General features: G+C 62.7%; 11 protein-coding genes. 5 read left to right on the forward strand and 6 right to left on the reverse strand.

The features are described 5' to 3' along the window. Positions 1-21: 21 nt before the first annotated feature. From AW06_RS14465 to AW06_RS14485, 5 genes are all read right to left on the reverse strand, one after another. Positions 22-1,326 (reverse strand): HD-GYP domain-containing protein, encoded by a 1,305-nt coding sequence (locus AW06_RS14465; protein WP_273704730.1) that lies wholly within the window; start codon positions 1,324-1,326, stop codon positions 22-24. 156 nt (positions 1,327-1,482) lie between these two features. After that, entirely contained in the window at positions 1,483-2,787 is a 1,305-nt protein-coding gene (locus AW06_RS14470; RefSeq protein WP_138678664.1) for an HD-GYP domain-containing protein, read from the reverse strand. A 127-nt stretch (positions 2,788-2,914) separates the two neighbouring features. Continuing rightward, positions 2,915-4,117 (reverse strand): lytic murein transglycosylase, encoded by a 1,203-nt coding sequence (locus AW06_RS14475; RefSeq protein WP_034951478.1) that lies wholly within the window; start codon positions 4,115-4,117, stop codon positions 2,915-2,917. A gap of 8 nt (positions 4,118-4,125) precedes the next feature. Continuing rightward, entirely contained in the window at positions 4,126-4,518 is a 393-nt protein-coding gene (locus AW06_RS20795) for a hypothetical protein (RefSeq protein ID WP_212761135.1), read from the reverse strand. A gap of 406 nt (positions 4,519-4,924) precedes the next feature. Continuing rightward, positions 4,925-5,662, reverse strand: coding sequence for a hypothetical protein (locus tag AW06_RS14485; RefSeq protein ID WP_034951480.1), 738 nt, complete (start codon positions 5,660-5,662; stop codon positions 4,925-4,927). Between the two features lie 111 nt (positions 5,663-5,773). On the opposite strand from AW06_RS14485, the gene AW06_RS14490 reads away from it, so the two are divergent. Genes AW06_RS14490 through AW06_RS14510 form a run of 5 tightly spaced genes read left to right on the forward strand, consistent with a single transcriptional unit; the run spans position 5,774 to position 10,968 of the window. Next, on the forward strand, positions 5,774-7,189 hold the full coding sequence (locus AW06_RS14490) for a coniferyl aldehyde dehydrogenase (protein WP_034951481.1): 1,416 nt from the start codon (positions 5,774-5,776) through the stop codon (positions 7,187-7,189). Then, positions 7,186-7,689, forward strand: coding sequence for a hypothetical protein (locus AW06_RS14495; protein WP_034951483.1), 504 nt, complete (start codon positions 7,186-7,188; stop codon positions 7,687-7,689). The genes AW06_RS14490 and AW06_RS14495 overlap by 4 nt, the downstream gene beginning before the upstream one ends. Then, entirely contained in the window at positions 7,689-9,296 is a 1,608-nt protein-coding gene (locus tag AW06_RS14500; RefSeq protein ID WP_034951485.1) for a GMC family oxidoreductase, read from the forward strand. Before AW06_RS14495 ends, AW06_RS14500 begins: the two co-directional genes overlap by 1 nt. A 15-nt stretch (positions 9,297-9,311) precedes the next feature. Continuing rightward, positions 9,312-10,250, forward strand: a complete 939-nt coding sequence (locus AW06_RS14505; RefSeq protein ID WP_273704731.1) for an alpha/beta fold hydrolase — start codon at positions 9,312-9,314, stop codon at positions 10,248-10,250. Beyond that, on the forward strand, positions 10,243-10,968 hold the full coding sequence (locus tag AW06_RS14510) for a hypothetical protein (protein ID WP_034951487.1): 726 nt from the start codon (positions 10,243-10,245) through the stop codon (positions 10,966-10,968). Before AW06_RS14505 ends, AW06_RS14510 begins: the two co-directional genes overlap by 8 nt. A gap of 229 nt (positions 10,969-11,197) precedes the next feature. Here AW06_RS14510 and AW06_RS14515 read toward each other — a convergent pair whose 3' ends face one another. After that, positions 11,198-11,767: a PEP-CTERM sorting domain-containing protein gene (locus AW06_RS14515; RefSeq protein ID WP_046536673.1), complete on the reverse strand. Its 570-nt coding sequence runs from the start codon at positions 11,765-11,767 to the stop codon at positions 11,198-11,200. Positions 11,768-11,889 lie beyond the last annotated feature (122 nt).

Raw genomic sequence — 11,889 nt, forward strand, 5'->3', positions numbered from 1 at the left:
CAGGCCGGTCATGATCCCTCACTATGTCGAACAGGACCAGTCCACCTTGCGGTGTGGCAGCAGGTAGTTGAGTTCTTCAACGGAGCGATCCTGCAGGCGCAGAGGACGCTCGATGGTCACCACATCTTGCATTGCGAGATCGGCGATGATCGCCTGGTGGCGAGGTACCTCGGGCGCATAGATCATCACCTTGGGGGCGAGCGGCTTGCTGACGGGCGCCGAGCCCACGACCGTGCCGATCTGGCCATCGCTGAGCTGTACGATGGAGCCGGGTGGATAGACCCCCATCGCGCGCACGAAAAGTTGCAACAGGCCGCTATCGAAGCCTTTCTGATCCCTGGACCACATCGTCGCCAGGGCTTCCGCCGGACCGATGGCCAGGCGGGGTTCGCCCGGATTGACCAGCGTATCGAAACGGTCGGCAATGCCGACCATCCGCGCCGTCAGAGGGATCGCGTTGCCCATGAGGCGATCGGGGAAACCGCTGCCATCGCAGCGTTCGTGATGGGACAGGATGGCATCCAGTATCGGTGGCGACAGCGCACCGGCCTGCAAGGCCTCGTCGTAGCCATTGCGGCAGTGCGCCCGGAAGAACTTTTCCTCGTGGCGGTTGCGCGCGGGGTTGCGCAGGATCGACGGAGTAATCAGTCGTGCGCCGATGTCATGGAGCAACGCACCGGTGCCGAGTACGCGCAGGGCCTGCTCGGACAACCCTGCCTGTTTGCCGAGCAGCAACGAGAGGGTCATCACCGATAGCGCATGCACCGCCTGTCTGTCGTTCCGCGCCTTGTCGACGACCAGCACGAAGGCACTGTCCGGGTCGGAGAATAGCGCGGTGGTCGATTCCTCGCAGATCCGGGTGAGATCCTTGACCGATTGTCGGGGACTGGTACCGAAATTCCGGATGGCGCTGCTCACCGTCGCTGCGGCTTTGTGATGAAGCTGTCCGGCCTTGACCAGCCGTTGCCGGAGTCCCTCCATCATCCGCTCGCGTTCACGGCTGGCGTCCATGCGAGCGGCTTCCAGCGCGGCCAGGGATTCCCGTTCTGCCTGAGCGGCCAGCTCCGCATCGTGGTCGACCGCCGCAACCTCCTGGAGCGGCCGTGGCGGCACCTTGCAGCGCGCCGGGTCGCAGAACAGTTGCGGCAGTTTCATCGCGGCGATCAGACGCACCTGCTCTTCATTCTCGATCACAAAGGAACTGAACATGAACTGGTGCTTGACCCACGACACCGGCAGACGGACATGCACGCCTGGACGCAGTTGCGATGCGTCGATACGGATCTCCCCCTCCTGCGGGGTCGCTTCGTCCGGGTTTGAAGACAAATCGCGCCCTCCTCTGCAATATGGCGTCACTCGGGTGGTAAACGGCAGTCGCAACTATAGGCCAGTTGGACTCGTCTGGCCGGCGATCATTCACATGGCAATCACATCAGCGACCCACGAATCATGACCCCTGGCCATTGCGCGGCGCCTAGCGGATCACGGCCGTTGCGCCATGTAGGACCAGTTGATCTTGCGGCGCGGCAGCAGGTAATCGAGTTCCTCTGGCGGGCGTTCCTGCAGGCGCAAGGGGCGGTCGACCTTGAGCTCGTCGTCGCTCGAAAGATCGATGATGATCGACTGGCGACGCGGCACCTCGGGGGCGTAGATCATGACCTTCGGCGAGAGCGGCTTGCCGGCGGGCGCCGAGCCGACGACGGCGCCGATGCGGCCGTCGCTGAGTTGCACGATTGATCCCGGAGGATAGACGCCCATCGCCCGCACGAAGAGTTGCAGCAGAGCCGCATCAAAATATTTCTGCTCGCGTGTCCACATCGTCGACAGGGCTTCTGAAGGGGACAGCGCGCGCCGCGTGTCGATCGGGCTGACGAGATTGTCGAAGCGGTTGGCAATCGCTACCAGCCGTGCCGACAGGGGAATTGCGTTGCCGCTCAGGCGATCCGGAAAGCCGCTACCGTCGTAACGCTCGTGGTGGTGCAGGATGGCTTCGAGCAAGGGCGGCGTCAGGTTGCCGGCACGCATTGCCGCGTCGTAGCCGGCACGGCAATGCGACTGATAGATTTGTTCCTCGTATCGGTTGCGTTCGTTGTTGCGCAGAATCGAAGCCTTGATCGCGAGCTTGCCGATGTCGTGCAGCAGTGCACCGATGCCGAGCGAGTGCAGGGCCTGTTCCGGGATTTTTGCCTGTTTGCCGAGCAGTAGCGCCAGGGTCATGACCGACAGCGAGTGTGCGGCATGACCGTCATCGTGCGCCTTTTCGGCAATCAGCACGATCGCGCTATCGGGATCGGCGAGTAGCGCCGTGGTGGTGTCCTTGCTGACCCTGGCGACCCGTTCGACCGCCTCGCGGGGATGGAGCAGGAAGCCCTGGATGGCGCCACTGACTTCCCTGGCAGCGCCGAGGTAGTGTTGCTGCGCCTTGTCGAGGCGTTCCCTGAGTTCGCTCATGACTTGCGCACGCGCACGCTTCTCGGCCATGCGCCGTGCCGCCAGCGCCGCCAGGCGATCCTTTTCGGCAGCCACCTCGGGATCGCTACCCGGCTGTTCCTCCTGTCGGAGCAGCGGTGGCACCTTGCAACGCGTCGGGTCGCAGAACAGTTGCGGCAGCTTCATCGCCGCGATCAGCCGCGCCTGTTCTTCATCCGCAATGACAAAGGAGTTGAACATGAACTGGTGCTCGACCCAGGGCACCGGCAAACGGACGTGCACCCCCGGACGCAGTTGCGAGGCATCGATGCAGATTTCCCCTTCGTTCGGGGTGACGGCATCCGGAGCGGGCGACATGTCTTTAATGTGGCAGTCGCATCAGCGACTCACGAAACTCCCCCCTCCACTGGTGGGAGAAGGGTCGGGGCTGAGGGAAACGGTCACGGCTTTCATCCATCCGGTGTGTCTCAAATCGCCATGGCCGTTAGCGGCCGGCCGGCACGGCCCGCAGGGCGGCCAACAGCTTCTGTCCAGGACGGCCATCGACGGTCAGGCCAAGACGTTTCTGTTCGGCCAGAATAGCCTGACGCGAGTTGGCGCCGATCATGCCGTCGATTTCGCCGATCGGGTAGCCACGGCCGGCGAGAAGCGTTTGCAGCTCACGGCGTTCACTCCGCGACAAACCGGGGTCATCGGTCGGCCAGGGGGTGACGAAAACCTTGCCACCCTTGATCCGGTCGGCGAGATGGGCGATCGCCAGGGCATAGCTTTCGGCAGCGTTGTAGCCGTAGATCGCGTCGAAATTGCGAAATACCAGGAACGCCGGTCCGCGCGGACCCGCAGGGAGGAGGAGTCCGGCAGCGGCATCCGAGGTGACGATCGGCTGCCCGTCGGCACGGCGGATACCGCGCCCAATCCAGGACGACAGCGGCCGCTTGTTGCCGCGTCCGGATACGCTGGTGTCGAAACCGGCCGGCAGCACGACCTCGTAACCCCAGGGCTCGCCCTGGCGCCAGCCAGCCTTGTGCAGGAAGTTGGCGGTCGACGCGAGCGCATCGGGGACGCTGTCCATGAGGTCGCGCTTGCCATCGCCATCACCATCGACGGCCAGGCGCAGGAAGGTCGAAGGCATGAACTGGGTATGGCCGAAAGCACCGGCCCACGATCCCACCAGCCGATCCGGCGCGATGTCGCCGCGGTCGAGAATCTTCAGCGTGCTGAGAAATTCGCCACGGAAATAGGCCTGCCGACGCCCGAAGCAAGCGAGTGTGCCGAGCGAGGTGAGCAGCGGGCGCTTGCCGAAGTTGCGCCCGAAGTTGCTCTCGACGCCCCAGACGGCAATCACCGTATCCCCATCGACCTGATAGCGCTCGGCCGACGCGGCCAGCGTGCCGGCCCATTTCTCACGCATTGCCAGCGCATCTGCAACCCGTTCATCGTCGACCAGGCTAGCCAGGTAATCCCAGATCGGTGTCCGGAACTCGGGTTGATAGTCGAGGAATTCAAGAACGCTCGGGTCCGGCGTCAGGCCGCTGGTCAGGCGATCGAAGGCGGCGGTCGAAACGCCCTTCGCCGCAGACTCGGCGCGCAGCGTCGCCAGGCAGGTGCTGAAACGTTCGGCGGATACCTGGGCAGCGGCAGTGGAGCTGAGCAGGGTCAGGTAAAGAGCGAAACTGATGGGTTGCATGGCGAGATTCAAGGGTCTACCGCTGGTCTGGGCTGGTGATTGGAGGATGCCGGAAGGTTGGCCGTTGGTCGGTGGCGGGTTGATGATCGCGTCTCGTATTCGGCGTCTCCGATGATTTCGCCATCGATCACACGGCCGCCCGGTGCCGGCTGCGGCTGGCTGGACTGCGTCTGGTTGCGCAGGGGTTCGTCGGAATGCCCGCGCAGGTAGCGGGTTTTCCACTTGAGGCAGGCAAGGACCAGCAGTCCAACGGCCAGCAACACGGCCAGTACCAGCAGTGAAAACATCAAGGCGGCGACCAGCAAGAGCGCGCCAACCGCGATCGTAATCAGCCTGCCGAAGAAGCCTGAACCGGGTACCGCCAAGCGCAGACTGGAAAAGGGAGGGTCGTTGCTACTCATCGAAGTCCTGGTGGTGATGTTCGGTAAGAAAATGCGTTGCCCCCATTGTACGGGGTGAGGGGCGCTCGGGCCAGATTGCCAGCGACGGTACGTGACGCACGTGGCAGCCTTTGCGGACAAGGCAAAAGAAACGGCCCGCACAGAGGGGGGCTGGGCGGGCCGGTGATACCATCGCCGCGACGCTCCAGGGGGAGGGAGGGGAGGAGGGGGGAGGGCCTCGGCGACAGGATCAATACTACAGATAAAAACGGAGCGGATCTGTGCAGTATTTATCGTTTTGTGTCACAAAGTGTACGGATGGGCGGTCATGAATCATCCATGCGTACATGTTGAAATCTGGATCCCGGCAATCGCCGGAAGCATACTGGCCTGATTCCTGGCCTGCTTGCGCACACGAAGCAATCACTTACTGCTGGAGCAGCAAGGGAGTGGCGGCGCCAGCAAAGAGCCTGCCCAGTAATTGCCGCTCCTTGCGCTCGATCGAATCGAGAAACTCGGTGGCCGGCCCCATGCCGCGGAAGGCATTGAAGCCGCGTTCGAGAAACGCCTGCAGGTCGCCAAGTCCGGCCAGATGCGCCGGGCCGCGCATCAGCTTGAGCATGCCGTTCAGCAACGGCTTCCTGGCCAGCCTGTCCAGCGCTTCGCCGATCTCGCGAATCAGCACGATCTGGCGCAGGCGCTCCGGCTGACAGCCGACCGCCCGGTAGGCTGCGGCATAGGCATCTTCGTCGATGCGGTCGATCACTCCGCGCCGACAGAGAACGCCGACCATCGCCGAGTCGAGCAGTTCCGAGATCGCATCGAGTTCAACGGCCAGGGCAACGGTGCGCAGTGCCGAACCAGGCAACATCTTGATCAGCAGCGGCAGAATACGCTCGACCTCTTCGTCGCGGCTGCTGAAGTCCTTCGGACCATAGAGGTCGGAGAGAAAAAACTGCGCGGCGTCTCCGAAGCGCGCGCTGGCCAGCAGTTCGGCATGTGTACGGGCCAGTCGTCCGGCTTGCCACTCGCGCAGGCGCAAGCGATCATGCGCCGCTGCAGGCTCGCTGTTGGCTTTCTGGCGCAGGGACTTCGCCACTTGCAGGTGCTGCCGCAAGGCAGCGGCGCTCTGTTGTTTTTCGATCGAGATCGTCAAATTGTCCATGGCTCCCGATTATGCTCCGGCGGACTCGGTCTGTTTAGAGAGCTTCCCCTAACGGGCAGCGCTTGCAGCGCTTAGACTGCTATCCGACAGAACCCTGAAAAGGAGCGGCAAATGCCTCATCCCGATACCCTGGCAAGGCGCTTTTCCCGTTTGCAGGCGGCTGCACGCAACGATCCGCACCCCGGACGGGCACTGCGCGAGCGTCGCCTGAAGGCGCTCGATCGGCTTCTGCTCGACAACGAACCAGCGATTGCCGACGCAATAGGTCGCGATTTTGGCCATCGGTCGGCAGCCGAAACGCGCCTGCTCGAGCTTTTTCCAAGCCACGCAGCAATCTGCCATGCGCGCCGCCACCTGCGGCGCTGGATGCAGCCGCAGACACGTTCGGTTTCGCTGTGGTTTCAGCCCGCTCGGGCAGAAGTACGTTATCAGCCACTCGGTGCCGTCGGCATCATCGTTCCCTGGAACTACCCGATTTTTCTCGCTGCTGCGCCACTCAGCGCGGCCCTGGCGGCCGGCAACCGGGCTTTGATCAAGATGTCGGAAATCACCCCGGCAACCGCATCGCTGTTTGCCGAACTGGTCGAAAAATATTTCGCCGATGATGAGTTGTCCGTAGTCGAAGGTGACGTCAATGTGGCCAGGGAATTCTCGCAGCTTCCCTTCGACCATCTTTTGTTTACCGGTTCGACGCCGGTCGGTCGCCAGGTGATGCGCGCCGCATCGGAAAACCTGACACCAGTGACGCTCGAACTTGGCGGCAAGTCACCAGCGATCATCGGCCCGGCGCTGGCCCCTGCCGACTTTGCGCACGCCGTCGAGCGGATCATCATCGGCAAGTGCCTCAACGCCGGGCAGACCTGTATCGCTCCCGACTATGTGCTGCTGCCAGCCGGACAGGAACAGGCATTCATCGAGCAGGCGCGGCGTGTCGTCGCCGCCTGCTATCCCGATCTCGAAAAGACTGCAGACTATTCGACGATCGTCGATCAACGCCAGTACGCGCGCCTGTCGGCTTACCTTGAAGAAGCCAGGACGTCGGGAGCGACGATTGTCGATCTGGCAGCAGATACCGTCGCCGATCCGGTCAGGCGCCGTCTGCCGCCAATGGCACTGCTCGGGGCCGAGGACGGCTTGCGCGTGATGCAGGAGGAAATCTTCGGCCCACTGCTGCCGCTACGGCCCTATCGTGATCTCGACGAAGCGATTGCCTTCGTCAACGGCCGGCCGCGACCGCTGGCGCTGTATTACTTCGACAGCGAATGTATGCAGATAGAACGTATCCTAGACGAAACGGTCTCCGGGGGCGTGACGATCAACGACACCATCCTGCATATTGCGCAGGACGATCTGCCTTTCGGTGGCGTCGGGCCGAGCGGCATGGGTTGCTATCATGGTTTCGCAGGCTTTGAAACCTTCTCCGTCAGGAAGAGTGTTTTTCGGCAATCACGATGGTCCGGCATCGGTCTGTTCAAACCGCCTTACCGCCGCTTGTTCGAACACTTGACGAGGATCCTCCTGCGATGATTCTGTCCCGTCGCCAATTCATCAGGACCGGTCTTGCCGGCAGTCTCTTGCTCTCGCTCTCCGGTTGGCTGAACGCTGCCGGAGCACGCCGCCTGAGCATTGCCGAGCGCGAGATGCTCGGCGCGCTGTGCAACGCGATGCTTGAAGGAATGCTGCCAACAGACCCTACGCTGCGCCGCCGGCTGGTGGCCCTGACCGTCGATGGCGTCGCCATCGAGGTGGCCGGGCTTTCGCTGGCTGCCCAGAAGGAAGTCGGCGAGTTGTTCGGCCTACTGGTGCTGACACCAGCGCGGCTGCTGCTGGCCGGCGTCGGCCAGCCATGGCATGCGGCCAGCGTCGCCGAGGTCAGCGAATTCCTGCAGTCCTGGCGGACCAGCCGCCTCAGCCTGCTGCAGACGGCCTATGGGGCACTGCACGACTTGACCTTCGGAGCCTGGTACGCACGCCCCGACACCTGGGAGGCCATCGGTTATCCAGGTCCACCACAGGGGTATTTCTGATGTTCGATCCGATCAAGGACGGGCTGGCTTCCGGCTGGAAGCACATCGACTCATCGACGCTTGCCAGGGGCCAGACCCTGGAATTCGATGTGGTCATCGTCGGCACCGGCGCGGGTGGTGGCGTCACGGCCGACATCCTCAGCGACGCCGGCCTGCGCGTCGTGCTCGTCGAGGAAGGACCCCTGCGCTCGTCGAGCGACTTCAAGATGCGCGAGGCCAACGCCTATCCCGATCTGTATCAGGAATCCGCCTCTCGCAAGACAGCCGACAAGGCGATCAACATTCTGCAGGGACGCTGTGTCGGCGGTTCGACGACAGTTAACTGGACCAGCAGCTTCCGCCCACCGGCCGATGTATTCGAATTCTGGCAACAGCAGTTCGGCTTGCGGCAACTCAGCGCCGAATCGATGAGTTCCTGGTTCGCGGTGATGGAGCACAAACTGTGGGTGCGCCCCTGGGATACGCCGCCCAACCCGAACAATCAGGTGCTGGTGACTGGCAGCGAGAAGCTGGCGATTCCCGTAGGGGTCATCAAGCGCAATGTCAAGGGTTGCTGGAACCTCGGCTACTGTGGCATGGGTTGCCCGACCAACGCCAAGCAGTCGATGCTGCTGACCACCATCCCGGCAGCGCTCAACCGGGGAGCGACGCTGTACACCCGGCTGCGTGCCGAGCGTCTACGTTTCGACGGCAGCCGGGTCAGTGCTCTCGACTGCATGGCGCTACAGCCCGACGGCATCCATCCGGCCGGCAAGCGAGTACAGTTGCGTGCTCGCCATTTCGTGATTGCCGGCGGTGCCATCGGTAGCCCGGCGCTGCTACTGCGCAGCGGCGTTCCCGATCCCTACCGCTTGCTGGGCAAGCGCACTTTCCTGCATCCAGTGGTGATTTCGTCGGCACTGATGCCCGAGCGTATCGACGCCTATGCTGGCGCACCGCAATCGATCTATTCCGATCACTTCCTGCACCAGGCACCGATCGACGGTCCTCTGGGTTTCAAGATCGAGACGCCGCCCTTGCATCCGGTGCTCTTTTCGACGACCCTGCAGGGATTTGGTGAGGCACACGCCAGACTGATGCGCGAATTCACGCAGGCCAACGCGCTGCTGGCACTGCTGCGCGACGGTTTCCATCCTGAAAGTCGCGGTGGCCAGGTCCGCCTCGGCAGCGATGGCCTGCCGGTGCTCGACTACCCACTCGGCGATGTAATCTGGGAAGCGGCGCGCCGCGCCCTGCTGGCGATGGCCGAAATCCAGTTTGCCGCCGGCGCGCGCTGGGTCTCGCCGGCGCACGAAACGGCCCCAGGATATGCCAGCTGGGCCGAGGCCAGGAAAGGGATCAATGAACTGCCGCTCAAGCCATTCGTCTGCCGGGTGGTCAGTGCGCATGTGATGGGGGGATGCGGGATGGCCGACGGGCCGCAGCGTGGCGTCGTCGATCATCGCGGCCGGCACTTCTGGCTCGCCAATCTGTCCGTCCATGATGGTTCGCTCTTTCCAACCAGTCTGGGGGTCAATCCACAGCTCTCGATTTACGGGCTGGTGGCGCGTAACGCCAGCCTGCTGGCCGCCGAATTGTCCGGCAAACCCAACCCGGTCATCCCCTGACGGAGATTGACGGTCATGCTCGCGCGTGCTCTTCGCCTTGCCCTGCTCATCGAAGTGGCGCTTTACGTGGCCATCGCCAGATATGGCTGCGCTGCTTCGCCATCCGCAACCGCCCTGCTGGCGCTGGCCGGCGTGTTCTCGCTGCGCGCTGTGCTGATCATGCTCACCTACGGCTATGCCTGGGCTTACCGGTCCCCTGCCCCGCGCCTGTCGGTGCGCCAGACCTTGCTGATGGTGCTTGGTGAGTACGCAGCGATGTTGCTCAGTTTCATCGTGATCTTTCCCTTCGAACGCTGGTGGATGGGTACGGATCGTCTTCGGGCCGGAATCGCCAATGTGGCCGGAGCGCCGGGCAGGCGCCTGCCGGTGCTGCTGGTCCATGGCTATTTTTGTTCGCGCGCCGCCTGGTGGTGGCTGCGCCGTCGCCTTGAGGCGGCTGGCTGGACGGTGGCGACGATCAGCCTTGAACCGATCCACGGCAGCATCGAGGATTATGTGCTTCCCCTGGCCGGGCGCATTGATGCCGTTCTTGCCGAAACCGGCGCCGAACGTGTGCTGCTTGCCGGCCACAGCATGGGTGGGCTGGTGGCACGGGCCTATCTGCAACGTTGTGGCCATGCGCGGGTCGCCGGTCTGGTGACGCTCGGAACGCCACACCAGGGCAGTCACCTGGCGAGCATCGGGCCTGGCAAGAATGCCCGTCAGATGCGGCCCGGCAACCCCTGGCTGCAGAATCTTGCCAATCCGGCTGCGGTGCTCGATACTCTCGCCATTTATAGTCCGCACGACAACTTCGTGATGCCGCAAAGCAATTCACAATTGTCTGGTACCGCCAACTACCCGATCGACGGTCTGGGTCACCTGGCGATGCTCTATTCGCCACGCGTGGCGCAGGCGCTGCTGTCGACATTCGACCGGATGGACACGCGCAGCAGGCAGGTGCCCCGTGTCTGAGCGGACGAAGAAGCGGCTGGCTCGGCTCGCACAGGTCTGCTTGCTGCTGTCCGTTCCGGCAGCGGCGCCGGCACAGGAGGTCTTTGTCACGCGTGGCGCGGGCAGTCCGATGTATTCCGACCAGCCGCAAGCAGGGGCCAAGCCGGTGCTCCTGCCCGAACTCAACATCAGCAAACCGGTTCCGGTCCCCAAAGCGGCTGCCCCGGCTGCCAGCCGAGTCTCCAGGGAAAGCGACCAGCCTGCAGCGGCGGCGCCTGCTTACCACAGGTTCAGCATCGTTGAGCCTGCCAATGATGGCAGTGTCGCCGCCAACAATGCCTTGTTCGAGGTACGGGTCGCCATCGAACCTGCTCTGCAACTGGGCAACGGGCATGCCATCACGGTCAGCATCAACGGTCGACCCGTCGGCCAGCGCTTCACCGCCAATGAATTCATGATTCCCCCCGAGTTCTGGGGAGACACGCTGCCGCCGACCAACCAGCGCTACCAGCTTGACGCCGCGATCGTCGATGGCCACGGCGGCGTGCTCAAACAGGCGGTTCCAGTGACCTTTTATCTGCGCCATCTTGCCGTCTGGCATCCGCGACGGCCGCCACGGCCGATGCCGATGTCCGTGCAGAAGCCGCCGCCACCGCCACCGCCACCGACGTTCGGAAAGTTCGAGCAACCGGGCAAGCCGCCTTTGAACGTCAAACCGCCCGTCCGGCCAGAGCTGTAGGGTGGAAACGAAAAACGGGGGGTAGTGGTCAAGACGTGGATACGATCCTGATATATTATTTTGTAATCAATATGTTAGATTTTAATATATCCACTTGAGGAACACCACCCAAGAGCCGCTGTCGTGCGCAACAACCACATTCGGTTGTGGCATATGCATCGTCGTCGGTCAACAAACAAAAAACCCGGCGAGGCCGGGCTTCTTGAAGTGCTGCATGCTGCTATTGCAATCAGGCTTCGACGGCTTTCCTGCGACGCGAAGCACCAACCAGACCCAGCAGACCAAGGCCGAGCAGGCTCAGCGCAGTCGGCTCGGGAACGCTGCTGCCGACCGTGATTGCCCGGCCGGTATCGTCGTAGGTGTAGCTCACCAGCGTCTGCGAATAGCCTCCGGTTCCGACGAGGGGCAGTTCGAAGTCGATGGTAATGTAACCGAAGTAGCTGCCGATCGAGGTGTCCTTGACGGCGAGGTAGTTCAACCCAGGCGTCACTGGCGCTGTAGGCGTGTAGCCAAAAGTGCCCGACACCCAAGTCAGCGTGTTGTCGACAGTCTGGCCCACGCTCAACCAAGCGTACTGCCAACTCGCCGGATACCCAAATCCCGACGAAACGAAAGTGTTGTTGGGGCTGCAGCAATCCTCTGACAAGCCAATGTCGACGATCGCGTCGCCGTCGATGTCGTAGGCATTGAAACCGGAGTGTGGCAGGGCCAGATTGATGTTATTCGTAACCACAGAGGCCATGGCCAGCGACGGCAGCATCAAGACCGACGCCGTACAAAGCAACTTTTTTAGATTCATGATTTTTCTCCTAATACTGATACTGATGTTGGTCGGCAGACTATACCGTGCGCGGTCACGATTGACTCTTCTGGAAGGTTTGGAAGTTCAGGGTCAATAGGGACTGTAGCGCCTTGGCGTGG

Origin of the sequence: Candidatus Accumulibacter cognatus (assembly GCF_000584975.1) — a bacterium.
GTDB lineage: Bacteria > Pseudomonadota > Gammaproteobacteria > Burkholderiales > Rhodocyclaceae > Accumulibacter > Accumulibacter cognatus.